The sequence below is a fragment of the Mesobacillus sp. genome (assembly GCF_057785455.1).
This window is the reverse complement of sequence record NZ_JBYNSB010000066.1, coordinates 1-24,138: the sequence shown is the minus strand read 5'-3', so window position 1 is coordinate 24,138 and position 24,138 is coordinate 1. Positions and strand designations below refer to the sequence as shown.

At 43.8% G+C, this 24,138-nt stretch carries 25 protein-coding genes and 1 riboswitch; of the genes, 8 read left to right on the top strand and 17 right to left on the bottom strand.

The features are described 5' to 3' along the window. Window positions 1–366 precede the first annotated feature (366 nt). Entirely contained in the window at window positions 367–1,500 is a 1,134-nt protein-coding gene (locus tag AC3EBE_RS24300) for a CAP domain-containing protein (RefSeq protein WP_488597602.1), read from the top strand. A 45-nt stretch (window positions 1,501–1,545) separates the two neighbouring features. Here AC3EBE_RS24300 and AC3EBE_RS24295 read toward each other — a convergent pair whose 3' ends face one another. The 5 genes from AC3EBE_RS24295 to AC3EBE_RS24275 all read right to left on the bottom strand — a co-directional run bounded on the left by AC3EBE_RS24295 (window position 1,546) and on the right by AC3EBE_RS24275 (window position 7,160). Beyond that, window positions 1,546–2,787 carry a S8 family peptidase gene (locus AC3EBE_RS24295; protein ID WP_488597601.1) on the bottom strand — a complete coding sequence of 414 codons (1,242 nt, stop codon included), beginning with the start codon at window positions 2,785–2,787 and terminating at the stop codon, window positions 1,546–1,548. A 472-nt stretch (window positions 2,788–3,259) separates the two neighbouring features. Continuing rightward, window positions 3,260–4,069, bottom strand: a complete 810-nt coding sequence (zupT, locus tag AC3EBE_RS24290) for a zinc transporter ZupT (protein ID WP_488597600.1) — start codon at window positions 4,067–4,069, stop codon at window positions 3,260–3,262. 282 nt (window positions 4,070–4,351) lie between these two features. Then, window positions 4,352–5,227, bottom strand: coding sequence for a peptidylprolyl isomerase (locus tag AC3EBE_RS24285; RefSeq protein ID WP_488597599.1), 876 nt, complete (start codon window positions 5,225–5,227; stop codon window positions 4,352–4,354). Between the two features lie 229 nt (window positions 5,228–5,456). Beyond that, window positions 5,457–6,668, bottom strand: coding sequence for a S1C family serine protease (locus tag AC3EBE_RS24280; protein ID WP_488597598.1), 1,212 nt, complete (start codon window positions 6,666–6,668; stop codon window positions 5,457–5,459). 312 nt (window positions 6,669–6,980) lie between these two features. Next, window positions 6,981–7,160: a hypothetical protein gene (locus tag AC3EBE_RS24275; protein WP_488597597.1), complete on the bottom strand. Its 180-nt coding sequence runs from the start codon at window positions 7,158–7,160 to the stop codon at window positions 6,981–6,983. Between the two features lie 62 nt (window positions 7,161–7,222). Between AC3EBE_RS24275 and AC3EBE_RS24270 the strand changes: the two genes are divergently transcribed. Continuing rightward, entirely contained in the window at window positions 7,223–7,426 is a 204-nt protein-coding gene (locus tag AC3EBE_RS24270) for a hypothetical protein (RefSeq protein ID WP_488597596.1), read from the top strand. A 454-nt stretch (window positions 7,427–7,880) separates the two neighbouring features. On the opposite strand, the gene AC3EBE_RS24265 is transcribed toward AC3EBE_RS24270, so the two are convergent. The 7 genes from AC3EBE_RS24265 to AC3EBE_RS24235 form a co-directional block, all read right to left on the bottom strand. After that, window positions 7,881–8,993 (bottom strand): IS110 family RNA-guided transposase, encoded by a 1,113-nt coding sequence (locus AC3EBE_RS24265; protein ID WP_488597595.1) that lies wholly within the window; start codon window positions 8,991–8,993, stop codon window positions 7,881–7,883. Between the two features lie 362 nt (window positions 8,994–9,355). Next, a complete protein-coding gene (ribH, locus tag AC3EBE_RS24260; protein WP_488597594.1) occupies window positions 9,356–9,826 on the bottom strand; it encodes a 6,7-dimethyl-8-ribityllumazine synthase in 471 nt (156 codons plus the stop codon). A 20-nt stretch (window positions 9,827–9,846) separates the two neighbouring features. After that, window positions 9,847–11,040: a bifunctional 3,4-dihydroxy-2-butanone-4-phosphate synthase/GTP cyclohydrolase II gene (locus tag AC3EBE_RS24255; protein WP_488597593.1), complete on the bottom strand. Its 1,194-nt coding sequence runs from the start codon at window positions 11,038–11,040 to the stop codon at window positions 9,847–9,849. A gap of 14 nt (window positions 11,041–11,054) precedes the next feature. After that, window positions 11,055–11,711: a riboflavin synthase gene (ribE, locus tag AC3EBE_RS24250; protein WP_488597592.1), complete on the bottom strand. Its 657-nt coding sequence runs from the start codon at window positions 11,709–11,711 to the stop codon at window positions 11,055–11,057. Between the two features lies 1 nt (window position 11,712). Next, complete coding sequence (gene ribD / locus AC3EBE_RS24245) at window positions 11,713–12,807, bottom strand: bifunctional diaminohydroxyphosphoribosylaminopyrimidine deaminase/5-amino-6-(5-phosphoribosylamino)uracil reductase RibD (RefSeq protein ID WP_488597591.1); 1,095 nt, start codon at window positions 12,805–12,807, stop codon at window positions 11,713–11,715. A gap of 163 nt (window positions 12,808–12,970) precedes the next feature. Then, window positions 12,971–13,116, bottom strand: a riboswitch (FMN riboswitch). 59 nt (window positions 13,117–13,175) lie between these two features. Then, on the bottom strand, window positions 13,176–13,496 hold the full coding sequence (locus AC3EBE_RS24240; protein WP_488597687.1) for a metal-sensitive transcriptional regulator: 321 nt from the start codon (window positions 13,494–13,496) through the stop codon (window positions 13,176–13,178). A gap of 129 nt (window positions 13,497–13,625) precedes the next feature. Next, window positions 13,626–13,829 (bottom strand): hypothetical protein, encoded by a 204-nt coding sequence (locus AC3EBE_RS24235; RefSeq protein ID WP_488597590.1) that lies wholly within the window; start codon window positions 13,827–13,829, stop codon window positions 13,626–13,628. Between the two features lie 129 nt (window positions 13,830–13,958). On the opposite strand from AC3EBE_RS24235, the gene dacB reads away from it, so the two are divergent. Then, complete coding sequence (gene dacB, locus AC3EBE_RS24230; RefSeq protein ID WP_488597686.1) at window positions 13,959–15,437, top strand: D-alanyl-D-alanine carboxypeptidase/D-alanyl-D-alanine endopeptidase; 1,479 nt, start codon at window positions 13,959–13,961, stop codon at window positions 15,435–15,437. 143 nt (window positions 15,438–15,580) lie between these two features. Here dacB and AC3EBE_RS24225 read toward each other — a convergent pair whose 3' ends face one another. Further along, window positions 15,581–16,168: a cell wall hydrolase gene (locus tag AC3EBE_RS24225; RefSeq protein ID WP_488597685.1), complete on the bottom strand. Its 588-nt coding sequence runs from the start codon at window positions 16,166–16,168 to the stop codon at window positions 15,581–15,583. Window positions 16,169–16,584: 416 nt separating this feature from the next. Here AC3EBE_RS24225 and katA point away from each other — a divergent pair, with 416 nt between their 5' ends. From katA to AC3EBE_RS24210, 3 genes are all read left to right on the top strand, one after another. Beyond that, complete coding sequence (gene katA / locus AC3EBE_RS24220; protein WP_488597589.1) at window positions 16,585–18,045, top strand: catalase KatA; 1,461 nt, start codon at window positions 16,585–16,587, stop codon at window positions 18,043–18,045. Window positions 18,046–18,265: 220 nt separating this feature from the next. Continuing rightward, complete coding sequence (locus AC3EBE_RS24215) at window positions 18,266–18,775, top strand: RNA polymerase sigma factor (RefSeq protein ID WP_488597588.1); 510 nt, start codon at window positions 18,266–18,268, stop codon at window positions 18,773–18,775. Window positions 18,776–18,787: 12 nt separating this feature from the next. Next, the gene (locus tag AC3EBE_RS24210) at window positions 18,788–19,939 is read left to right on the top strand and encodes a DUF4179 domain-containing protein (RefSeq protein ID WP_488597587.1); all 1,152 of its coding nucleotides are present in this window, start codon (window positions 18,788–18,790) and stop codon (window positions 19,937–19,939) included. A 44-nt stretch (window positions 19,940–19,983) separates the two neighbouring features. On the opposite strand, the gene AC3EBE_RS24205 is transcribed toward AC3EBE_RS24210, so the two are convergent. From AC3EBE_RS24205 to AC3EBE_RS24190, 4 genes are all read right to left on the bottom strand, one after another. Continuing rightward, window positions 19,984–20,619, bottom strand: coding sequence for an FMN-dependent NADH-azoreductase (locus AC3EBE_RS24205; RefSeq protein ID WP_488597586.1), 636 nt, complete (start codon window positions 20,617–20,619; stop codon window positions 19,984–19,986). Between the two features lie 145 nt (window positions 20,620–20,764). Then, the gene (locus AC3EBE_RS24200) at window positions 20,765–21,361 is read right to left on the bottom strand and encodes an NADPH-dependent FMN reductase (RefSeq protein WP_488597585.1); all 597 of its coding nucleotides are present in this window, start codon (window positions 21,359–21,361) and stop codon (window positions 20,765–20,767) included. Window positions 21,362–21,384: 23 nt separating this feature from the next. Continuing rightward, window positions 21,385–22,248 (bottom strand): VOC family protein, encoded by an 864-nt coding sequence (locus AC3EBE_RS24195; RefSeq protein WP_488597584.1) that lies wholly within the window; start codon window positions 22,246–22,248, stop codon window positions 21,385–21,387. Window positions 22,249–22,264: 16 nt separating this feature from the next. Beyond that, a complete protein-coding gene (locus AC3EBE_RS24190; protein WP_488597583.1) occupies window positions 22,265–22,672 on the bottom strand; it encodes a DoxX family protein in 408 nt (135 codons plus the stop codon). 192 nt (window positions 22,673–22,864) lie between these two features. Here AC3EBE_RS24190 and AC3EBE_RS24185 point away from each other — a divergent pair, with 192 nt between their 5' ends. Beyond that, entirely contained in the window at window positions 22,865–23,173 is a 309-nt protein-coding gene (locus AC3EBE_RS24185; protein WP_488597582.1) for a winged helix-turn-helix transcriptional regulator, read from the top strand. 578 nt (window positions 23,174–23,751) lie between these two features. Then, entirely contained in the window at window positions 23,752–23,964 is a 213-nt protein-coding gene (locus AC3EBE_RS24180; protein WP_488597581.1) for a methionine aminopeptidase, read from the top strand. Window positions 23,965–24,138: the final 174 nt, after the last annotated feature.

Here is a 24,138-nt window from a genome sequence, read left to right as displayed (position 1 = left end):
CTCTGGATGGCTCTAATAGCCTCTATTAGATACCACTTCGACCTCTTTTTCCGCTCTGGATGGCTCTAATAACTTTTATTGGTTACCACTTCGATCTCTTTTTCCGCTTTGGATGGCTCTTATAACTTTTATTAGTTACCACTTCGCCTTCGTTTTCCACTCTGGATGGCTCTTATAGTCACTATTAGTTACCACTTCATCTTCATTTTCCGCTCTGGATGGCACTTATAACACATCTTGGCTTTTGCGCTAGGTATTGTCCATCTCCCATGCAATTAACATGTACAGCATGCATTATCCTTTTTTAAATCCCTTATAGTGGGTATATTGATAGATAGAGTCAACGTAAGGGCGGTGAACTTTTTAATGAGACAATTATTTAATTTAGTGGTCATCGGCGTAATTGTTTTTTTTGCCTGGCCATTTATATCAAATTTAAAGGACGCTCAGAGTCTGGATGAATTTAAGAACGAATTAAACACTTTGAAGGATAACCCTGAACTGTGGGTTGCAGTTGATGATCTTAATAAAGGGATTAATCAGTTCCTCCTGAAGCTGGATGAGAAGAAGGAGGAGTTGACCGGCGATGAGCAGAATGCCTTCCCAACAGTTGAAAAACCTGAGCTGGCGCCCCCGGCAGACCAAACCTTCTCGATTCACAATATAGAGCTGAATGATGCAAAAAAAGATGCCGAGAAACAGCTAGGGTCTCCGGACAGAATATCAGTAAATGAGTATGGCACCCAGTGGCACGCCTATCATGAAAACTTCCAGAATTTCATCATGGTTTCCTACACTGCTGATGGAAGGGTAAATGGTGTGTTCACAAATCAGGATTTAATAGCTTCCAAAAATGGCATTAAGTTTGGCAGCCCGAAGGAAACAGTCCGGAAGGCTTTAGGGGAACCGCTAACCGAAATCCGCAAAGGCCTGGTTTTTTACCAGTTTCAAAAAGACCAGGACTATGATGTTTTTCAGCTCGATGGCAGCTATGTGACCGTTTTTTATGATAAACACAAGAATAATACTGTGACAGCCATCCAGGTGATCAGCGAGCAGCTTGAAAAAAGCAAAGCCGGATTTTATACCAAGGGTACTCCGGAGCTGAAAGAGGGATTCGAGTATCAATTATTCGACCTGACGAATGCTGCGAGGGTGAAAAATGGTCTTAATGTCCTCGGGTGGGATGATCATGTGCGGGAAACAGCGCGCAAGCATAGTCTGGATATGGCTGAGAATAAATATTTCAGCCACACCAATCTTGAGGGGGAATCGCCTTTTGATCGGATGGAAGAGGACAATATCACCTTTTCCGTTGCCGGTGAAAACCTTGCTTTCGGCCAGTTCAGCAGCATTTTTGCGCATGAAGGCCTGATGAATTCCATGGGTCACCGCGAAAATATCCTTAAACCCGATTTTGAGCTCTTAGGAGTCGGTGTTGCGTTCGGGCCTAAATATGAACCTTATTTCACCGAGAATTTCTATACGAAAAGAATGTAAAAAAGCCGCATGATTACTGAGAATCATGCGGCTTTCCTTTACCATTTATTTTACACGAGGGAAACCGAAACCAGATGCATAATCATCGCCAGAAGCTGCTCCGGAGCCGCCTAAAATATCATTCGCTTTCGCACGGTTTTGAAGCTCTGCGCGAAGCTGTGAATGGCTCATATTTGGATTGGCAGCCCAGATTTTCGCAGCCAGGCCAGAGATGTGCGGAGTCGCCATCGAAGTTCCGCTGATCGTGTTATAGGAACCGTCAAACCAGGTGGATTCGATCGCTCTTCCAGGAGCTGATAATTCCACGTCGCGTTCCTGGATGACATAGTCACCGTCAGTTGCCGGATTTCCGCGGGACGAGAAGTCCGCCACACGGTATGTACCGTTCTCCTGGACATTTTCAAGTGCTGCTACAGCTACTGCATTTACAAGTGCTCCAGGATACCCGATTGTATCTGCTCCAGGTCCGCTGTTTCCAGCCGCCGCAACAACGAGGACGCCCTTTCCATATGCATAGTCAACCGCGTCTGCGATCAATGAACTCTTACTGCTGGATCCAAGCGACATCGAAATAACCACTTTTGATCCGGTTCGGGTTGCTTCATCGGCAGCATGCTGGATTGCACCGGCAATATCATCTGAATAACCAGATCCCTGGTCATTTAATACTTTGTACGCCCAAAGGTCTGCATCAGGAGCAACTCCATAAATTCCCTGGCCTGAGCCTCCGTGAGCAAGGATCGTCCCGGCAACATGTGTTCCATGACCATTTTTATCTGTACAAGAGCCATTAACAAGTGCTGTTCGGCGGTTAGTAAAGTCTTTACATTGTTCAGCACTTCCTGCTAAATCCGCGTGGTCCGTAAATACACCTGTATCCAGCACAGCCACCTTGATTCCACTGCCGCCAGATGTAGACTGAATACTGCTGTCATTATAGATGGCTTCCATGCCCCATGGTGTCCGATCCGATGGTGCAGCCTGTGCTCCAGAACCTGGCTTGGCTTCTACCTGTACTTTCGATACATTTTCTATCTTTAAATTCTTATTTTTCAGCAAGGCTTGATATTGCTTTGTATTGACTGTAGTTGTAAAACCATCTGTTCCGAAATCCCATCTGACACCAAATTGATCCTTTGCCTTCGCTTTTTCTGCCGATGGTCCCTGGACTAATACTCGGTAGGAATCCTGGGCATCAGGCGCTTGCCCGAATGCTCCTGCTGTGAACATTGATAGACCCATCGTCATGCTTAATAGTGCGGCTCCCAGTACTTTCTTCTTCTTCATTCAACCACTCCTCTGCATTTTATGGTTCGCAGGTTTTACAAACTGCAATACTATTATATTTAAAATATTCAGAAAACGGCAATATGCTAAACTGTTCATTTTTAAGCCTTTTGAATCAGGTATATAATCATAAGAATTCAAAAGTCACATACCAATATACTTATTTTGAAAATTTCCCAATATCTAAAGACCTAAAAAAGCGGCCATTTTAGTAGGCCGCTTACTAGTGATAGATTTAAACACAGATAAGGATCTGTTAAGTTAGGCTGTTGATTTTCGTTCCAGGCGCTTCGCTTTCCTCGGGGCGTTCGGTGAGCCTCCTCGTCGCTTCGCTTCTGCGGGGTAAAATGGCCCCTTCTTTTTGGGCCAATTCTACCGGGGTCTCACCTGCCCGCTAAATCCCGAAGGAGTCTGCGCGCCTTCCACTACAATCAACAAGATTTAAAAATTGATATTGGAATATAACAACTCCTTAGATAAAGAGCAGCAGGCTGACCGCCATGACGGCCATCCCGCCAATCAGTCCGTAGATTGCCAGATGGGACTCATCGTATCTTTGGGCTGCCGGAAGCAGTTCATCCAGCGATATAAAGACCATGATCCCGGCTACGGCAGCAAAAATGACACCAAACATGATATCGTTCAAAAACGGCATCAGGAACAGGTAAGCAGCAAGGGCGCCGATAGGTTCAGATAATCCGGACAAGAATGACAGTTTAAAAGCTTTTTTCTTATCTCCCGTCGCAAAATAGACAGGAACGGATACTGCAATTCCCTCGGGTATATTATGGATGGCAATGGCAATTGCGATGGCTACACCCAAAGCGGGGTCCTGAAGAGCCGAAGTGAAGGTCGCAATCCCTTCCGGAAAGTTGTGGATCCCGATGGCAAGGGCCGTGAACATTCCCATTTTCAACAGAGCCCGGTCCTTTACTTCTTTTTCTGGCTCACTCATATCCTCAACCTTTTTCAATTCATGAGGATTGCTTTGTTTTGGAATGAATTTATCAATCAGAGCGATTAACAGGATGCCTCCGAAGAACCCTCCGACTGTTGCCCAGTTTCCCAGCTGAACGCCCATAGATGAAACAAGTGCATCCTTCGCCTTTACGAAAATCTCTATCATTGATACGTAAATCATCACTCCTGCTGAAAAACCAAGCGCAATCGACAGGAATTTTGTATTTGTCGTGGATGTAAAAAAAGCCAATATACTTCCAATCCCTGTTGCAAGGCCCGCCAATAGGGTCAAACCGAACGCAAACAGAATTTCCTCCGTCATTTTCATGCCTCCTGTAAAAAGTTCTATTAAAATTTGTCCGCTTCTCAAAAAGTTTCCTTTAGTCAACTTTTTGGATAGAGCGATACCTTTTGTTGTTAAAACAATATATGCACGAGTTTTAAAAAAGTTTCCTTTGGTAAACATTTTAATCTATAGGAAACTTAAACTGCAACTATATTATTTTTTGAAAGGAGCTTCGGAGTAAAATTTAGAATAGGAAGCGGCAGACTGGGAGGACTTGTTCGTAATTAAAAAACCCTGCCACTAAGCAGAGTTTTTCGTTTATAGGTAGCTTTTTATCTTATAATCTGATTTTTTCTCCTCCACCCAATTTGGATATTCTTCCTGGATCTTCTGTTCAAATAATTGCTCTTTGATTTCTTCTTTATGATCCTCCAAAACTGCTGCTTTTGCTGCTTTTTTGTCAGTCACTTTAATGATGTGGTATCCAAAATCGGTTTTTACCGGTTCGCTGATTTCGTTGATTTCAAGTCCGAAAGCAGCCTTTTCGAATTCCTCTGCCATTTCGCCTTCCGCAAAAAAGCCAAGGTCGCCGCCATTGGCAGCATTGTTTGTATCCGTAGAGTATTCCTTCGCAAGCTCAGCAAAATCCTTTCCTTTTGACAGCTCTTCCTTCACTTTTTTAGCTGTCGCTTCGTCTTTCACGAGAATGTGGCTTGCTTTGACCTGCTCCTTCTGATTGAAGGATTCCTTGTTTTCATCAAAATATGTCTTGATGTCTTTTTCAGTGACTGAGATTGAGGGTTTAATCAGCTTTTCGGCTAGCAAGTAGTGTTCAATATCCTCCCTCACCTGCTCCATTGATACGTTATTTTGGTCAAGGGCAGCAGTAAATCCCTCTTCTCCACCATAGGATTCCTGCAATTTCGTAAGCTCTTCATCTATTTCAGTACCGGTGACTTCCATGTCTTCTTTCTTTGCTTCCAGTTCAATCAGCTTATTGGTGATGAGCGAGTCGAGCGTTTCCTTCCCATATAAGTTAGTCAGCTTTGTATACAATTCTTCCTTGCTGATCTCTTCACCGTCAATTGTGGCTGCAGCTTCCTGTTTGGAAAAAGCGACGCTCATGATTACTGTTATTACAACCAGCGCAGCCGCTAAAATAATATAGTTTTTGTTAAGTGTTTTTTTAAGCACTTCTCCATCCTCCTCCTGTAAAAAAACTGTTGAACGGGGGAGGTCAACAGTTTTTTTTACGTCCAATTACTATTCCATTTCAAGCCTTTAAGCAGTTGCTGCTGTTGATTCCTATGGACAGAAAACAGCTGCCCTCATTGAGATAAACTCCAGAAGCACGATGGTCACTTAAACGAGGGCCCAACGCTTTTAATACCATCACCTCCTTCCATGGTGATCACCCCAAAAATTAATTCACAGCATTATCCGTCAGGGTTACCTTTACTGTCATTTGCTTTCCCTCACGATAGATTTTCAGTTTCACCTGATCGCCTGTTTTAAGCTCTGTATACATATATCTTCTTAGATCACTTGCTGCATCCACTTTTTCATCATTGATGCCAACGATGATATCCTGTTCCTTGATTCCTGCCCTGGCAGCTGCTGACTTTGGATCAAGATACGTAACCATCGTTCCTCCATCTACCTCATCTGGCAGGCTTTCGAGGTACATTTGAGGAATTTGCGACAAGTCCGCAAGACTGACACCAAGATAAGGGCGGTCAACCTTTCCTTTTTCGATCAGCTGGTTGACAATCGGGACAACATCCTTGCTCGGAATGGCGAAACCCAATCCTTCCACACCATTTTGGGAGATTTTAAGACTGTTGATTCCAATTACCTTTCCTTCTGTATTGATCAATGCCCCGCCGCTGTTTCCGGGATTGATGGCAGCATCTGTCTGGATGACATTCATTTCCCACTCACCGGCTGAAGTTGGCACAGAAATCGAACGGTCTACCGCACTGACAATTCCCTGTGTGACAGTCCGTGACAGATCCAATCCAAGCGGGTTTCCGATCGCCAGTACTTCATCACCTGGACGAAGGACAGTGGAATCGCCGAATTCAATGATGTCTGTTACCTTGTCAGCTTCAATCTTGATGACGGCCAGATCGGTCAGTGCATCGGCACCAACAACCTGTGCCTCCGTTTTTTCACCGTTATACAGTGATACTTCAACATTCGAAGCGCCTTCAATTACATGGTTATTCGTTACGATATAGGCACTGCTTCCAGATTTTTTAAAAATGACACCCGACCCTGTTCCGCTTTCAACACTTCCCTGCTGTTGAGAAAAAGGGTTGTTTTGCTTCTGGATATTGGTGATGCCGACAATTGACTTGGATGATTTTTCAATGATGTCCGCAATAGTTGATGTCCCCTTAGCTGATGTCTGCGTTGTTACAATATCAGATGTGCGATCAGCAGACTGTACAGCATGGTTCGCTGGCGCCTGTGCTTTATTGCCAAAATCAAAATCTGTATAATTGACTGCCGCCAGTGTTACAGCAGAACCGATGACCCCGGCAGACACAGTAGACATAAAGCTTTTCCATTTGCTTGGCCTTTTTACAGGTTTCTCTTCCTGATAGCGGAATTGCTGGTCAAATTCATTCATATATATTCCTCCTTGAATGCTTCATCCTGTTAACTTGTTTTCATCTTATCCAGAAAATATGAACAAATTATTAACAAACTGAGGCAAGGAGTTTAAATTAAACGGAAGAATTATGGAATTTTGATCTTAAATAAAAACAGCGGACTGGGAAGAACAACTTGTTCTTTCCAGTCCGCCAATAGGGAGGATAATCATGATATGAAATTGGGGAATTCGGAGCGGTTACGGCAAACAGGGGGAAAATATATTAAAAATAAATTCATAGTAGTTCCATGAAAAGGTTGATGCATAATGGTTCAGAAACGGAAATTTTTACAGCTCAGTCCCTTTTCCTTCAACAGTCTGGAATTGCTTTTTAAAAACCGAGTGCTTATTGCCCAATTTATTGATAACGATGTAGGTTGTCTCCAGTTCTCTTTCAACCTCGTATTCATCACCTACATTGAATTCCAATTCGATTCCTTCATTATTGGTGCAAATGACTTTTTGCATACTGTGATGACTCCTTTGTCATTTTTTTCTATATAATATTATTCGCTTCAAGGGGTTTTTTTATGTCTATCTTTAAGAAAGAAAAAGCCGCAGACAAACTCGATGAAAATCGTGTTTGTTTACAGTCTTTTTGGGCTGGTGCCCTGAATGGGGCTGTTGATTTCCGTTCCAGGCGCTTCGCTTTCCGCGGGGCCGGCGCTGAGCCTCCTGATATGAACGAAACGGTCAAGTTCCTCACTACAGTACCCGTTTGGTTTTGTTTTTAGGCACCTTTAAGAAGAGAAGCTATTTAAGCTTCTTTGCCTGGTTAGATATTCAGCCATCATCTGGCTAGATTCTCTCCTTCTTTAGCTTACGGACCAATCCTCATCTCATTGAATGGCTGTCAAGTGCTTTCCTTGACTGCCATTCAATGAGATGAGACGCTCTTCAAAGCTAAAGATGGGGTGTTCCTTTCTTCCTTTATGACTTGGAATAGAACGTAAGAACACGGCACGAAGGCAAAAATCTCAACTGCGGTTAGCACTCTGAAATCCGTGGGTTATCACACATTATCTTTCCGTATGAAGGACAAATCCACTAACTCGTGACGTGCGTTAATCTTTTTTAAGATATAGCACAGAGGAGGCACGTGGGGTTTTCCTTCCCGGTTTTACTCTTTGCCTTCGAGCCCTATTCTCATTTCCTATTTAGTACTTCTGCCGATACGGTTCCTAATTTTTAAGCTTTAGGGACATCTTCTACTTCTTGCATTACTGCCCAAATAAAACCTGCCAATTCTCTCGCTACTGCTGTAACGGCTTTTCCGCTTTGCTTTCCTCTGGATAATAAACGGTAATACTTTTTGTGTAACCGGTTCTGTGCTTTCCATGAGATGGCCTGAATCGTTGGGGACTGACCATTTTGACGTCTTTGTAGTTCTCCTTTCACAGCGGGTTTGTATCGATAACTCCAAGCAGCCTCTACCAATAAACGCCTTACGTGGCGATTTCCCGTTTTGGTTATTTGCCCTTGCCACCTGCTTTCACCACTAGAATGCTCGCTTGGGATCAACCCTATATAAGCCATGAATTTTTTAGGAGTAGAAAAACGTTTAAAAGAACCGATTTCTGCCACAATACTTGTCGCCGTAATTAAAGCTATGCCTCTTAAGGATTGTAGTGCTTGAATCTTCTCGGCGTGAACACCTTCACTTGCCACAGCCTTAATCTCTTCTTCTAACCTCAGAATGCGTTGCGCTAGCTCCTTGAGCTGGTGATAGTATTCCTGGAAGGTGACCTGTGAAGAAGAATTCTCAAATTTCAACGTGTCCAGCCACATGTAATATTTATGTGTCCATTTGTTTACTCCAGCAGGAGGTTTGATATCATTGCGAAGTAAAAACTTACTTAATCTATGTTTTCCTCTCAGTTCGTCTTCCTTGGCATCTTCTCGGCATCTAACAAGATCCCGCAGTGCCTCGTCTTCTGGAGTTGGTACATAAATAGATGTTAATTCGCCAGCCCGATATAATTGAGCTAAACGAACGGAGTCCCTGCGATCGGTTTTAATCCGTTCTCCGGGTCTTTTAGGAATAAGAGATGGGGCAATCACCGAACAATGAATACCCAGGGTGATAAATAGCCTGTACAAGGGATAACCTGTTGGACCTGCTTCATAACACACACGCAGTGATTCAGGACTACCTAACTTCTTCATTAATTTTTTCACTGCTTCCGGGGTATGAGGAATCATTCCCCAATATCTTGGTTCTTCTCGACCTTCTTCTGCAATAGCGACGGCAATTTTTTCTTTTGATACGTCTAAACCTACGTATTTTATGGTATCCTTCATAATGACTAGCTCCTTCCGTAATGTAGCTCTGATTTGGGTATGTTTTCTTTCCAGTAAACATTCTAACCAGATTAACCTACGAATTTACGAGTAAGGAGCTAGTTTCGTTCATAATAACTCGTCGCCGCTGGCGCCTGCGGGGTCTCACCTGTCCGTCTGATCCCGCAGGAGTCTACGCGCCTTCCACTCCAATCAACATGACTTCTTATCTTAGTCTGGTAGTATCCAAATGTATAATTTAAATTTTTAATCTATGCAAGCGAAAGGTACGATATTCACGAAAAAGGGTTTGGAATGTCATATTCCAAACCCTTCCTGTCTATAAACTTACAGATTTGCTGCAGCTTTTTCCGTTAAGCCTCTTACATCTCAATATTTTTCACTAAATTGGCCATCTCGATCGCTGACGTAGCAGCATCCCAGCCCTTATTTCCTGCTTTTGTGCCAGCACGCTCGATTGCCTGTTCGATTGTGTCTGTCGTCAGCACACCGAAAATGACCGGAATTCCTGTATTCAAGGCAGTTGAAGAAACACCCTTGGCCGCTTCATTGCATACATAGTCAAAGTGTGGAGTAGATCCGCGGATAACTGTACCTAATGTAATGACCGCATCGTATTTGCCGCTCTTCGCAAGTTTTTGTGCGATTAATGGGATTTCAAACGCTCCTGGTACCCATGCTACATCCACGCTGCTTTCTTCCACTCCATGTCTCTTGAGGGCGTCGAGTGCGCCTCCGAGTAATTTGCTTGTAATAAATTCGTTGAATCGGCCAACTACGATTCCAATTTTCAGACCTGTGCCAACTAAATTGCCTTCGAATGTTTTGTTCATGATTTATCTTCCTCTCAATTTTAAAATTTAAGTAAGTGCCCTAGCTTGCTGTGCTTTGTTTTTAAATAGTTTTCATTTTCCTCTTTGGCTTCCATCTGGATTGGCACCCTGTCGACTACCTCGAGGCCATATCCTTTTAAGCCTTTAATTTTTCTAGGATTATTGGTGAGCAGTTTCATCTGCTTTATGCCAAGGTCCTTCAGGATTTGGGCACCGATTCCGTACTCTCTCAAATCTGCACCAAAGCCAAGCTTTTCGTTTGCTTCGACAGTATCATAGCCTTCCTCCTGGAGTTTATAGGCTCTCAGTTTGTTCATAAGGCCTATTCCTCTGCCTTCCTGGCGCATGTAAAGCAGGACGCCTCTGCCCTCTTTATTGATCTGGCTCAGGGCAGCGTGGAGCTGCGGACCGCAGTCACATCGGAAGGAACCAAAGACATCGCCTGTCAAGCATTCGGAATGGACCCTTACAAGCACTGGCTCATCAGGATTGATTTCACCTTTTACCAGAGCAATATGCTCTTTATCATCGACAACATTTGAATAGCCTACTGCTCTGAATATTCCAAACTCAGTTGGGAGATTAATCTCTACCTCCCTTTTGACAAGCTTGTCCTTCCGATTCCGGTATTGAATCAAATCCTTAATCGTGATCATCTTCAACTCAAATTGGTCGGCAATTTCGCGCAGCTGGGGCACGCGCGCCATGGACCCGTCTTCATTCATGATTTCACAAATGACTCCTGCCGGTTTCGCGCCGCTCATTTTCGCGAGATCCACCGCAGCTTCCGTATGGCCCGCCCTCCTTAGTACGCCTCCACTCTTGGCTACTAGTGGGAAAACATGCCCCGGCCTTTTAAAATCGGCTGCCTTTGATTCAGGATCTAGCATGCTTAAAACCGTTGCTGACCTTTCGTACGCAGAAATGCCTGTCGTCGAAAATTTGTGGTCAATGCTCACTGTGAATGCTGTTCCGTGGGGATCAGTATTGCGTGAAACCATCGGCATCAAATCAAGCTTTTCCGCTAACTCCTTCTCGACAGGCACACATATAAGCCCTCTGCCATGAGTTGCCATGAAATTGATGACTTCAGGTGTGGCTTTTTCTGCCAAAGCAATGAAGTCACCCTCATTTTCTCTGTCCTCATCGTCACACACAATAACGACCTTACCCTGCATAAGCTCATATATCGCTTCTTCAATTGGATCGAACATTTCCTTCAACCTCCTTACATAAATCCATTTTCCTCTAAAAATTGAGCCGTTATATTGCTGCCCCTTTTAGGGGATGCAGAATTTTGCTGGTTTAAAAAGTGGCCTACATATTTACCAATCATGTCGCATTCGATATTCACGATGTCGCCCGTCCCTTTATGTCCCAGAACAGTTTCCGAAAGAGTATGGGGAATGAGCGATAATGTAAAACTATTTTCCGAAACCCCGAAAACAGTCAGGCTTGTTCCATCTACAGCAACGGAGCCTTTCAAAATAATGAATTTAATCATTTCAGCATCTGCTTCGATTTCATAGTAAACAGCATTTTCAAATTGCTTTTTTCCTATTATGGTTCCTACCCCATCGACATGGCCGGCAACAAAATGGCCCCCGAATCGGCCGCCAGCAGCCATCGCCCTTTCAAGGTTCACTTTTGATCCTCTTCGGATCGATTTTAAGCTGGTGGCTTTTACAGTTTCCGGCATCACATCAACGGTAAATTGACTTTTAGAAAAAGAAGTGACCGTAAGGCATACCCCGTTTACAGCGATACTGTCTCCGAGATGGACATCTGTTAAAACCTTCTTGGCCTCTATGGTAAGGACAGATGATTCACCCGTGTGCTGTATATTTGCCACGGAGCCAATTTCTTCAATGATTCCTGTGAACATATTAACCTCCTTCCTGGACAGGCTCTGCGATGATTCTTATATCTTGTCCAATTTTCGTAACTTCTTTTATATCCAGAGACACAGCTTCGGCGAGATGCAGGAAGCCTTCTCCTCCAAATGATGCTGGTGCCATTTTTCCTCCAATGAGTTTTGGAGCAATATACGTAATGATCTGCTGAAAAGCCCGCTCCTTTAAAAAGCTGCCATGGACCTCGGCGCCGCCTTCAACATAGACGGAAGTGATACCTCGTTCGCCTAATTTTTTAAGCAGGTCTGGAATCACTATTTGAGATGTGGAAAGCTTGATCACTTCAATTCCTTTATCACTGAATTGTGTTACTCGGGCAGGATCAGCCTCAGCTCCTGTAAAGATAATCGTTGCTGCTTTTTGATCATTTACCACTGCAGATTCCAAGGGGGTACGAAGGGTAGTGTCCAGAATGACGCGGACTGGGTTCTTTCCCCCTCCTTCAAGTCTGGTGGTCAGGCTGGGGTTATCCTTGATGACGGTATTCACACCTACCAAAATCGCGTCATGCCGATGGCGGAACTGATGGACATCCTCCCGTGACTCTTCACTCGTGATCCATTTGCTTTCCCCGCTTGCAGTGGCTGTTTTTCCATCCATGGTGATAGCTGTTTTCAGCGTTACAAAAGGCAGACCGCTGCTTATGTAATGAAAAAATACTTTATTAAGCGACAGGGCCTCCTCTTCCATCAAGCCCACTTCCACCTCAATGCCGGCTTCCCTCATCCTTGCTATTCCTTTTCCGCCAACCAGCGGATTGGGGTCTACCGACGCGACAAAAACCTTCTTAATGCCAGATTCTACGACTAAATTGGAACAAGGCGGCGTCTTTCCAAAGTGGCTGCATGGCTCAAGCGTTACATAAAGGGTTGCCCCGCTTGCTTTCTCGCCTGCCATCGAGATTGCGTGTACCTCAGCATGTGCCTCCCCGGCCTTTAAATGAGCCCCCATCCCAATAATTTGATTGTCTTTTACCAGAACAGCTCCCACATGGGGATTGGGAGACGTTTGGCCAGTGGCAGCCTTGGCCAGATTAATGGCCAGATTCATATAATCCCTGTCGTTCATCAAGTTCCCTCCTAACTTTGTTGATTTCAAATAAAACTTGGCTGAAAATCCTTCAATAAAAAAAGGACCCCAAAGCATCGAAATGTTCGGGGTCCTAAAAAAGGCTATACTTAAGCAGAGGAGTAAAAATGGGCATACTTGCCCCTTGTTTTTAATCCTCGTTTTTTTCCTTCTCCCATCCAGACTGTAACTGTCGGCCCTGGAGTTTCACCAGATCCACCGTTTAACAAATGTTAACCGGGTCACGGACTAAGAAGCACAAGCTTCATCACCGCCGGTTGGGAATTTCACCCGACCCCGAAGGAAATATTCAATTAATGACTCATTATACAGAATAAATAATCAGAATACGAGCAAAGCGCATCTGCCTATTTTTTCATCAGCTTTTCAATCGTTGTCAGCAATTCATCCACGACTTCATTATCGCCTTCCTGGATACGCTCGACGATGCACGATTTCATATGCCCTTCCAAAAGCAGTTTGGCTACGCTATTCAAGGCTGCCTGGGTTGCGGATATTTGAGTGATGACATCATCACAATACGTATCTCTTTCAATAAGGCCCTTTATGCCGCGGATTTGGCCTTCAATCCGATTCAGTCTGGTTACGAGATTCTTTTTTGTTTTTTCGGAGTGATGGCTTTTCCTATGTGAGGAACAACAGCTGTCCTCGCACTCCGCCGGGTCCATTCCTGTTTCGAGGATATCCAATTAAAAACCCCCTTTTTTCTTTTATCTTAATACTATCATACCCCTATGGAGTACTTCTCATAAAACCCATCATGCTATAAAAAAAATAAAGACACCCCGACAGGAGTGTCATGTAATCTGGCTTTTTTCATGTTCAGGATGGGAGGTCTGCATCAGTTCTCTCAGTATGCCGGCAGCAAACAGACATCCAAATAATAGGGCCAGGGTGCCGAATAGCGGATCGGCTATCTTTGAAAAAATCAGCTGGACATAGAAGTAAAATCCTGTTCCGATGGCTACAATGAGTAAAGCATTCCACATGAATCGGTTCATCTATTTCCCTCCTAAACATTCTATTAATGTAAAGATTATCATAGACTTTACTAGTTGTTTATTGGGAAAATCCATGTCGAAATTCATCCAATCGTGAAAGGTAGGATCCAAATTTTGCAGAATAAAAGCATGCTCTTTATCATTTTTTCATTGGCCTTATTGCTTGCCGCCTTCCCCTTCCTTCAGCCTGAGGAGCCGCCCGCACAGGCCGTCGAGCCAAAACGTCAGCTGGATATGGCCAGTGAAATAAACAATCTGATCCAAAGCACACCTGAACTAAAAGGTTCATTGGCAGGGATCAGTGTCCGATCGGCTGAAACTGGCGAACTCTTGTATGATCATATGGGAAGCACGCGGCTCCAGCCAGCATCGGTAATGAAGCTGTTCACAGCTGCTTCGGCACTCTCGGTTTTGGGAGAGAATTATACTTTTACAACAGAGCTATTGACGGATGGAAAAATAAAAAACGATACACTGCATGGCAATTTATTTTTAAAGGGAAAGGGCGACCCCACCCTCATCCAGGCAGATTTCGATGAATTTGCAACACAATTAAAAGCGATGGGAATCAGCAAAATCAAAGGGAATTTAATTGCCGATGATACTTGGTTTGACGACATCCGTTATTCGATGGATTTAACCTGGAATGATGAACATGAATATTACGGTGCGCAAATCTCCGCTTTAACAGCGTCCCCGAATCATGATTACGATGCGGGAACTATCATTTTAGATATCCTCCCGGGAAAAAAGACTGGAATGGAAGCATCCATTACAACGGAGCCAGCTAGTGATTATATTAAAATCGTTAATCATACGAAAACAGCAGCTTCAGATGGCAAAAAAGCCATTAAAATAGAGCGGGCTCATGGGGGAAATACAATCACCGTTACGGGTACCATTCCATTGAAGGCAAAGGCAATGAAGGAATGGGTTGCAGTCTGGGAGCCTTCCTTGTATGCCATGAGTCTATTGGAGGATTCATTAACCAATCAGGGAATTCAGCTTGTTGGGAAAATAATTAGAGGCAGTGCATCCGAAAAACTGGAACCAGTGATTTCTCATAAATCGATGCCGCTATCAGAGCTGCTGTTCCCGTTTATGAAGCTAAGCAATAACGGTCACGCAGAAGTTCTGGTGAAGGAAATGGGCAGGGTGGTCCATAATAAGGGCAGCTGGGAAAAGGGTCTTGAGGTTATGGCTTCTGAACTGAAAAGATTCGGAATCAACATGGACCAACTTGTGATTAGAGATGGTTCAGGAATCTCACATGCCAGCCTTATACCCGCCAATGAGATTACCTCCCTGCTCTACCAGGTCCAAAAGGAAACGTGGTTTCCTGCCTTCAGGAATTCACTGCCTGTATCAGGCTCTCCTGACCGAATGACAGGCGGAACATTGCGCAGCCGGATGAAAAATGAGCTGCTAAAGGAAAATGTCATGGCCAAAACGGGCTCGCTTACAGGAGTCAGCACCCTCGCTGGTTATGTGAACTTAAGCAATGGCGATACAATCATTTTCGCTGTGCTATTAAATAATCTGCTAGATGAGAAAACTGGCAAAAAAGTTCAGGACCAGATAGTAGAAATAATAGCAAAGCAGCCCTAAATGAGAAAAAGCTGTGCAGATGAGAATCTGCACAGCTTTTTCTGATGGTATATTTCATTAAACTCATAGGTTATTTTCACATATTCCGGTAATTTGCTATTTATTCCGGAAACCATCCCTTAAGAGTTTATTCCGGAACCATGTTATTTCGCGAAACGGTGGTTGCCGATCGTAACTGTAACTTCTCTTGAGAAGATCCATTTGCTCACTGCTGTTTTAGGATTGTAAAAGAATAATGATCCTTTTCCGCTGCCCTTGAAAGCTAGCGCTTCTTTAACAGCCTTCTTGGATGCTTCATCCGCAGGCTGGTTGATCGCACCGTTCTTTACTGGCGTGAATGCATAGTAGCCATTGGATTTTTGATAGATTACGCTTTTGATTGTATTCGGGAAGTCCGGGCTTGCCACGCGGTTAAGGACAACGGTCGCTACTGCCACTTTCCCTGCATATGGCTCCCCTTTAGCTTCAGCATGCACAAGGCGTGCCAGCAAATCCTGGTCTGTCGCTGTTACAGGCGATGACGGAATTGTCAGCTGCTGTCCCGGATATACTAGATAGCTAGTTGCATTGTTTGCTTTTTTAAGATCAAGCAGGGGCACTCCGTATTTGCTTGCAATTCCCCAGTATGTATCGCCAGCGCGGACTGTGTGTGTAGCAGCATCTGCTGTGCCATTCATTGCAAACAATGATAATGACATTACTGCTGTCAGCGCTGCCAAGCTCTTTTTCATTTTTCTCATTCTCCATACCTCCAGTATTGTTGCTTCTCTCTCTGATATTAAGGCTAGCAGTTGTAATATAGTTATTCATCGTCCAATAAGTGCCAATCGGCCTATTAATCCCCTAATCCGCATTATGCTTGAAACCGTTTTAAACCTAGAAAGTTATTCCAACGCCATTCATTTTCCTTCTATAACCAGCATTAGCATTTATCGGTTCAAATTTTACAGAGGTTACAGATTTGTAACTTTCCGATTTATTAAAAAATCTTTTCTAAATTTCGGACAATGTAATACATATATTTATAGGGAGTTTTATAACTTGTACTAATTTCTAATTTAAAATAATTATAAATTAGTATTGATTTTTAATTGAAAAGTGTTATCATTTAGTTATTCAAAAAATACATGATAAAGGCGGGTTGATGATGAGCAATAATCAAAAGAACCATCTTACTACTAGCTGGGGTGCTCCAGTTGGGGACAACCAAAATTCAATGACAGCGGGATCAAGAGGTCCTACACTAATCCAGGACGTGCATCTCTTGGAGAAATTGGCGCACTTTAACCGTGAGCGTGTGCCTGAGCGTGTGGTGCATGCAAAAGGTGCCGGAGCTCATGGATATTTTGAAGTGACGAATGATGTTTCTGAATTCACGAAGGCCGACTTCCTTTCTGAGGTCGGAAAAAAGACTCCTATGTTCATCCGTTTTTCAACGGTTGCCGGAGAACTGGGATCAGCCGATACGGTTCGCGATCCACGCGGTTTTGCCGTTAAATTTTACACAGAGGAAGGAAACTACGATATCGTCGGCAATAATACTCCTGTATTCTTTATCCGCGACGCTATCAAGTTCCCTGACTTCATCCATACACAAAAAAGGGATCCTCAAACACATTTAAAAAACCCAAATGCGGTTTGGGATTTCTGGTCACTGTCTCCAGAATCACTGCATCAGGTGACAATCCTGATGTCGGATCGCGGTATTCCGGCCACTTTCCGCCATATGCATGGCTTTGGCAGCCATACATTCAAATGGACAAATGCAGAGGGCGAAAGCGTTTGGGTCAAGTACCACTTCAAGACTGAGCAGGGAGTCAAGAATCTTACTGCTGACGTTGCTGCTAAAATTGCCGGTGAAAATCCTGACTACCATACAGAGGATCTTTTCAACGCGATTGAAAACGGGGACTTCCCTGCCTGGAAGCTTTATGTACAGATCATGCCGCTTGAGGATGCAGATACTTACCGCTTTGATCCATTTGACGTCACAAAAGTTTGGTCACAAAAGGACTATCCATTAATCGAGGTTGGCCGGATGGTATTGAACCGCAATCCTGAGAACTATTTTGCAGAGGTTGAACAGGCCACATTCTCACCTGGAAACTTTGTGCCAGGCATCGATGTTTCACCTGATAAAATGCTTCAGGGCCGCCTTTTCGCATATGCTGATGCACATCGCTACCGCGTAGGCGTGAACCACAACCACTTGCCAATCAACAGGCCAAAGTCTGAGGTGAATCATTATCAGCGTGACGGCCAGATGCGCTTTGATGGCAATGGCGGCAAGAAAGTAAACTACGAGCCTAATAGCTTCGGAGGACCTGCTGAGGTGAACGAGCATAAGCAGGCAGCCTTCCCTGTCAGCGGTATAGCAGAAAATGCGGGCTACGACCATCATGATCATTACACTCAGGCTGGCGACTTGTACCGCCTGATGAACGAAGAAGAACGCGCCCGCCTTGTCGCCAATATTGTCGCGGCAATGAAGCCCGTTGAATATGAAGAAATCAAGCTCCGCCAGATTGGCCATTTCTATAAGGCGGATCCAGAATACGGAACAAGGATCGCTCAAGGCCTGGGCCTTCAGGTTCCGCAGGAAGTTTAATAGGAATAGAAAGCAGAGTGTCCATTTGGGCACTCTTTTTTTATCCAGACTTCAGGCCTCTTAACCAATCCCCAGTGCGATGAACCTCCTGCCCCCCGCTTCCCAAGTCTCATCCATCTCTAAGAGGTACAAAGCAATTTTATAAAAATATGTAAATAATTGTTTTTCAAACCAATAAAAGGTCCTACTGAATCGTTTATTATATAGAAGGAGGTGCAGCATGGGCCAAACAAGTTTGCATCATAATGATGACCTGATTGATGACAAAGCTGGATTTAAACAGTTATATGATGAGCATAAAAAGCATGTGTTTGCGATCGCGCTATCGGTTCTAAGGGACTTTTCCCTGGCGGAGGATGTGCTCCAGGAGACGTTCATCAAACTTTACCAGCATATGAACCATCAAGAAATCCCTAATGTAAAAGCATGGCTGCTTACCGTTTCAAGAAACATGGCACTTGATTTGTATCGTAAAAAGAAACGTGAGTTGACCGGCTTTGAAACTGGCTATTTTGAGCAGATGCAGGACCAGTTCCATGACCCTTTAGACAGGATGGTTTTAGCGAAATACCTGGAGCTTCTTGATACGGAGGAGCGGCAAATTGTCATTTTAAAGGACATCTCTGGCATGAAGCACAGAGAGATTGCCAAGATTACTGAAATGCCTTTAGGAACAGTACTGTGGAAATATAGCAAAGCTATGAAAAAGCTCAGACAGAATTTTAACTAGGGGGGAATTCAAATGGAAAAGGAAAAAATGCTGGAGCATTTGAATAAAGGTATTGACCAGCAAGTACCTGATGTTTGGGATCAAATCAACCGCCGGATACATACAATCGAAAGGACAGAATCCGGAAAAGTTGTTGTTTTACAGGGGAAAGATAGAATCAAGACCAACAGAATGATTTCTAATAAAGTTCTCGCACTGGCTGCAGCCTGCCTGATGATCGCTTCGATGTTCACATTCACCCCGGCGCTGGCTGCACTCCAGCAGATGTATGATAAACTGTTTTCCTCTGATCATATTGATGATATCGCGGTAAGAACGGCCGTCCTGAATGGTGAAGGCCAATTCACGAACCAGACTTTTTATGATGAAAAGAACGATATTACCGTTCAGTTCCAGAGCATCATGACAGATGACAAGGAGACAAAGCTTCTCCTTACCTATCAAAGTAAAAGTACGGATTTGGAAAACTACTCAATAGATATTTTTGAAGGAAAAAGTTCCATCTTTATTGTTGGTGCTGAAGGAAATCGAATCAAGCTGAATAATGTCGGCTGGGGCAGCAGATATTTTGATAAAAAGGAAAATAAGGTCGCACAGGCACTGTCTTTTGCTTCAATCAAGGAATATGCAGGCCAGCAGGTAAGGCTGGAAATCGCTGATTTAACCAAATGGGATGACACCCCTGCAAACAATGTGAATGACACAGCCGCTGTTGAAACAGTGTGGCCGCTGGTTTTCAAGCTTGATCAATCGGCTATCACTAATCGGGAAATAGTAGCGCTCAATAAAGAATTCACTTTTAAAAATGAAGTGTATCTCATTAAACAAGTCGAGTTTTCAAAACTTGAGACGCGGATTGTCGTTACAGGTACTGACACCAAGCTTCTAAAAGATGAACAAGGAATGGAATATAGAGTGTGGAGCAAACTGGAAGAACAATATATGAACGCCAGGGTGCATGACAAAGAATTCGGCTTCAGGGTTGATTATACAAAAACAGGGGTTTTTCTGGAATCTGCTGGTGTATACGCTGACCCAATCTATCATAAGGCCGAAGTTAGGGGCGGAAAAGATGAGTATATTATTACCTTCGCTCCGGTCAAGGATCGCCAGGATTGCGTACTTGAGATTGGCAAAGAATTAAAAGTTCCGTTATCTAATTAAGAAAAAAAGCAGGCCGGAACCGGCCTGCTTTCGTTTTGAAAATATTAGAATGTGTGTGCCATATCCTTCGCACGTGCAATTCCATTTTCTTTGATTTCCTGTGCTTTTTCAGGATTTGCATTATGGCCTTCAATGAAAATACCTTCAAGGGAAGGGACACCAAAGAAGTTCATGATATTAGCCAAGTAACGGTGGCCCATTTCCACTTCAGCAGCAGGTCCTTCAGAGTAGTAGCCTCCGCGTGCCTGGATATGAAGAGCCTTCTTGTCCGTCATTAATCCGACCGGACCTTCTGCAGTATAGCGGAATGTTTTGCCAGCGACTGCAACTGAATCGAGATATGCTTTCATTACTGGCGGGAATGAGAAGTTCCAAAGTGGAGTTACAAAGACAAACTTGTCTGCGCCTGTGAACTGGTCAACCAATTCAGCAAGGCGGCCAATCTTTGCCTGCTCATCTGAAGTAAGCTCTTCAAAAGCTGTACCTTTCTGAAGCTTGCCCCATCCGCCCAATACATCCGCATCAATTTGCGGGATAAATTCTTTGAAAAGATCCAAGTGAATGATTTCGTCATTCTGATTGACTTCCTTGTAAGTCTCGATGAAAGCTTTTCCTGCTGCAAGGCTGAAAGAATGCTCCTCTGTCAGTGGATGTGCTGTGATGTATAAAACTTTTGCCATGATGTTATCTCACCTTTTCTGCTATATAGTATAACTACTTCGAGGGGGGGATATCTCGAAGTAAAAATAGTTTACCTCGAGATATTAATTCATTCATGCCCGCTGGTCAACAAAAATGCTCATTATGGTCTCACTAAGTCTAAATTTATCTGATTGTTTTCAATGCTCCGCTCCAGGAAACGACTTCATCAAGCATGGCATTTACGTTATCAAGATGCAGCGCCTGCGGCTTGAACTCAGTTCCATTTTCGAAATCTGTAAATAATGATAGAGTTGGATGTGTCCGGACGTCTGCAATTTTCAATTCGCCACAGATGCCGCGCAGATGTTCTGCAGCGCGCGCTCCCCCAGTTGAACCGTAGCTGACAATCCCGGCTGCCTTGTTATTCCATGCTTCACGGGCAAAGTCAAGCGCGTTTTTCAGTGCTCCAGTAATGCTGTGATTGTATTCCTGAACGATGAAGACGAACCCATCCAGACTAGCCAGCTTTTCATTCCAGGCAGCAATCCCTGGCTCTGTACCGTCAGTAGTCCCCAGGAAAGGCAAATTAAAGTCGGCGATGTCGACGATTTCATAATTCGCATCTCCACGTTTTTCAGCAATGCCCTTCACCCATTCTCCAACCTGTGGACTTACTCTTCCCTGGCGTGTACTTCCTAAAATAATTCCGATGTTCAATTTTTCAGTCATTGTTTCTTCCTCCTTAGTTTGTCTTCCGAATAATTTATCAAAAAAGCCCATAGCTTCCACCACCTATAAAAATGTTATGCCTGATCCGCTATCTGTAAAATCATCTTATTTCCCGTAGGATCGGCTGTTACATAGACACCATTTTTTTCTTTAACAGCTGCTCCAATCTTTGTTAGCTGTTCAATTGTTTGTGTTAAAGCATTCTGATCTGGCAGTTCTATAGTAAAGGATTTTAAGCCAACGCTGTTTGCAGGGGCAACTGGTGCACCCACGCCATTCCACGTATTCAGTCCGATATGATGATGGTATTTGCCAGAAGAAATGAATAGCGCCTGGGAACCATAGCGGCAAACAACTTCAAATCCTAAGCCTTTTGTATAAAACTCTGCTGTCTTGCTTAATTCCGAAACATGCAGATGGATATGTCCCATGACAGTGCCTTCAGGCAATCCAGTCCATGCCCCATTCAAACCTTCAGCCATGACACCCTGAGCATCCATTGCATCAGTGGCCATCACTACTTCCCCACCTTTCCACTCCCACTCAGAAGCTGGACGGTCAGAATAGATTTCAATCCCATTGCCATCTGGATCAGCTAAATAAATGGCCTCGCTAACAAGGTGGTCAGAAGCTCCCTGCAGCGGATAGCCAGACTGGAGCAAATGCTTCAGTACTTTCCCCAAATCCCCGCGAGTTGGCACTAAAAGGGCAAAGTGATAGAGTCCAGCCGTTCTTCCCTGCTTCGGCATAACGTCTGCAGGCTGCTCAATCGTTAATAAGACTGTTTTCCCGTCTGCAGAAAGTTTTGCTGATTTTTCATCTTGTTCGTGAACCTTAAAACCAATTACTTCTTTATAAAAAGCAAGAGCTCTTTCTAAATCCTGCACTTTAAGATTTACCTGTCCGATAAATGTGACTGGCGGCTGATGAAAATTCATGTTTATTGCCTCCTCTTTATGCATTTTTTGATTGAAAAAGTACATTATCTAAAGCGAAAAGCGACTTGTTTGTCAAAGCGAGATAAATCGCAATAACCATTAATGCTAAATCAAGTTCATATCCAGCCATTTGGCCGTTACCAAGAAACCCGCCGGCAAGCTTTACTTTATTAGTCGCAACTGCAAGTACGGCAGCGAATAAAATGGAAACGATTCTTGTGCCCACTCCCACTATCATGGCAATTCCGCCAACCAATTCAATCACTGCTACAAGATAAGCTGCGAACCCCGGCAAGCCCAGGCTTTCAAAAAATCCAACCGTATTTTCAATTCCTCCCTGGAACTTTGCCGCTCCATGAACCAGGAATGTGATTCCAAGAAATACCCTCAAGATTGTTGTTCCGATTTCCTTATTTTTTAACATACCCTAAAAACTCCTTTTTTTAATTCATTCCAACGATAGAATACAACTGCAGTTTTATATTTCATTTCGTTAGTAGGTTACTTTATGTAAGTAATTATATTTTCATTATTTAATTACGTCAAGTAATTATTTTATAAAAAGTAATTTATTTTTCTTCTAATGGGTTTATAATAGAGATAAGGAGTGATTGAAGTGGATAAAACAATATGCCCCAGATTTGAAAAAGCAATGGCAATCCTGGGCCAGAGATGGACAGGAATGATCATATACCAGCTGCTAACCGGACCACAGCGCTTCTGCAGCATTGAATCAGCGATTGGAGTCAGCGGCAGAGTACTGTCAGAAAGATTAAAGGACCTGGAGAACGAAGGGATCGTCAAACGCGAAGTATACCCTGAAACTCCTGTTAGAATAGAATATTCCCTGACCGAAAAAGGCATGGCACTCGAGCCTCTTATGAGGGATATCGAAAAATGGTCACAAGGATGGCTGGAAGCATAAGCACCCTGTTAACGGGTGTTTTTTTGTTTTTAGGCGGTTGAAGGGGGTGGTGGGTTCCGGTTTAGAACTAACCATTACAGTTCAAGCCGATTTTTTCCTTTCGCGGTGTATTGAGGGGTGCCCACATTACTGTTCAAGACGGTTCTTATTTTACGAAGTGGATCGAGGGGGCTCTCCTTGCAGTTCAATAGGTCCTTTAGCTTCTGAATTGTTTTTGGTTAGCACTATAGAGAAATCCAATTCTTTTATCACATAAATAGGTATTTTTTGGAGCTCTGTTATACCCGTTACCGTTTACAAGACGAGTTGATTGTAGTGGAAGGCGCGTAGACTCCTGCGGGCGCAGCTGGACAGGTGAGACCCCGCAGGAGCAAAGCGACGAGGAGGCTCAGCGCCAGCCCCGCGGAAAGCGAAGCGCCTGGAACGGAAATCAACGGCCTTACATAACAGATCCTTTTATTTTATAAAGACAAGTTCTGTGCTAATACCGGCGCAAAATCCAAATTTCTCCATAAACTATACATAAAAAGAGATAAATTTCTCCAAACTATGTGTATAGAACTGGAGGTGGACGTTAAATGGGTTTGCTTAATGCGCTGAACCAATGGAGAAATACGAGATATGAGAATCATCTTTCCAATATGAAGGAGCAAAATAAATGCCCGGATTGCCACGGAAGAGGCTACTATCCATTTTCGGCCAATGAATTTGTTTACTATGCTGCTCCTTATGAGTGCCCTGGCTGCAATGGCAGCGGGCTCTATTCAGACTGGATTGACAGTGCCAATTAAAAAAAATGGCCGCTGCATCTGCGCAGCGGCCATTTCAGTTTGTAGACAAAAGGGGTTCGGAATGGTCTCATTCCGAACCCCTTTTTGGATTTTATCGGATTTTTCAAAGGAAACAGACTCCCTTTGCTATACTTTTAGGCCATTTCTGGACTTCTCCATGTCCAGTTGGCCATC

Excerpts from the sequence above, each read along its gene's own strand:
- AC3EBE_RS24190 (WP_488597583.1), bottom strand. The coding sequence starts at position 22,672 with ATGTTAAAAAATAAGGAAATCGGAACAACAATCTTGAGGGTATTTCTT.
- ribD (WP_488597591.1), bottom strand. The coding sequence starts at position 12,807 with ATGAACGACAGGGATTATATGAATCTGGCCATTAATCTGGCCAAGGCT.
- AC3EBE_RS24280 (WP_488597598.1), bottom strand. The coding sequence starts at position 6,668 with ATGAATGAATTTGACCAGCAATTCCGCTATCAGGAAGAGAAACCTGTA.
- zupT (WP_488597600.1), bottom strand. The coding sequence starts at position 4,069 with ATGACGGAGGAAATTCTGTTTGCGTTCGGTTTGACCCTATTGGCGGGC.
- AC3EBE_RS24240 (WP_488597687.1), bottom strand. The coding sequence starts at position 13,496 with ATGGACCCGGCGGAGTGCGAGGACAGCTGTTGTTCCTCACATAGGAAA.
- AC3EBE_RS24270 (WP_488597596.1), top strand. The coding sequence starts at position 7,223 with ATGTCTATCTTTAAGAAAGAAAAAGCCGCAGACAAACTCGATGAAAAT.
- AC3EBE_RS24295 (WP_488597601.1), bottom strand. The coding sequence starts at position 2,787 with ATGAAGAAGAAGAAAGTACTGGGAGCCGCACTATTAAGCATGACGATG.
- AC3EBE_RS24180 (WP_488597581.1), top strand. The coding sequence starts at position 23,752 with ATGGGTTTGCTTAATGCGCTGAACCAATGGAGAAATACGAGATATGAG.
- ribH (WP_488597594.1), bottom strand. The coding sequence starts at position 9,826 with ATGAACAAAACATTCGAAGGCAATTTAGTTGGCACAGGTCTGAAAATT.
- AC3EBE_RS24210 (WP_488597587.1), top strand. The coding sequence starts at position 18,788 with ATGGAAAAGGAAAAAATGCTGGAGCATTTGAATAAAGGTATTGACCAG.
- AC3EBE_RS24205 (WP_488597586.1), bottom strand. The coding sequence starts at position 20,619 with ATGGCAAAAGTTTTATACATCACAGCACATCCACTGACAGAGGAGCAT.
- AC3EBE_RS24200 (WP_488597585.1), bottom strand. The coding sequence starts at position 21,361 with ATGGGCTTTTTTGATAAATTATTCGGAAGACAAACTAAGGAGGAAGAA.
- AC3EBE_RS24235 (WP_488597590.1), bottom strand. The coding sequence starts at position 13,829 with ATGAACCGATTCATGTGGAATGCTTTACTCATTGTAGCCATCGGAACA.
- ribE (WP_488597592.1), bottom strand. The coding sequence starts at position 11,711 with ATGTTCACAGGAATCATTGAAGAAATTGGCTCCGTGGCAAATATACAG.
- AC3EBE_RS24255 (WP_488597593.1), bottom strand. The coding sequence starts at position 11,040 with ATGTTCGATCCAATTGAAGAAGCGATATATGAGCTTATGCAGGGTAAG.
- AC3EBE_RS24275 (WP_488597597.1), bottom strand. The coding sequence starts at position 7,160 with ATGCAAAAAGTCATTTGCACCAATAATGAAGGAATCGAATTGGAATTC.
- AC3EBE_RS24300 (WP_488597602.1), top strand. The coding sequence starts at position 367 with ATGAGACAATTATTTAATTTAGTGGTCATCGGCGTAATTGTTTTTTTT.
- AC3EBE_RS24215 (WP_488597588.1), top strand. The coding sequence starts at position 18,266 with ATGGGCCAAACAAGTTTGCATCATAATGATGACCTGATTGATGACAAA.
- AC3EBE_RS24225 (WP_488597685.1), bottom strand. The coding sequence starts at position 16,168 with ATGAAAAAGAGCTTGGCAGCGCTGACAGCAGTAATGTCATTATCATTG.
- AC3EBE_RS24195 (WP_488597584.1), bottom strand. The coding sequence starts at position 22,248 with ATGAATTTTCATCAGCCGCCAGTCACATTTATCGGACAGGTAAATCTT.
- AC3EBE_RS24265 (WP_488597595.1), bottom strand. The coding sequence starts at position 8,993 with ATGAAGGATACCATAAAATACGTAGGTTTAGACGTATCAAAAGAAAAA.
- katA (WP_488597589.1), top strand. The coding sequence starts at position 16,585 with ATGAGCAATAATCAAAAGAACCATCTTACTACTAGCTGGGGTGCTCCA.
- dacB (WP_488597686.1), top strand. The coding sequence starts at position 13,959 with ATGCTCTTTATCATTTTTTCATTGGCCTTATTGCTTGCCGCCTTCCCC.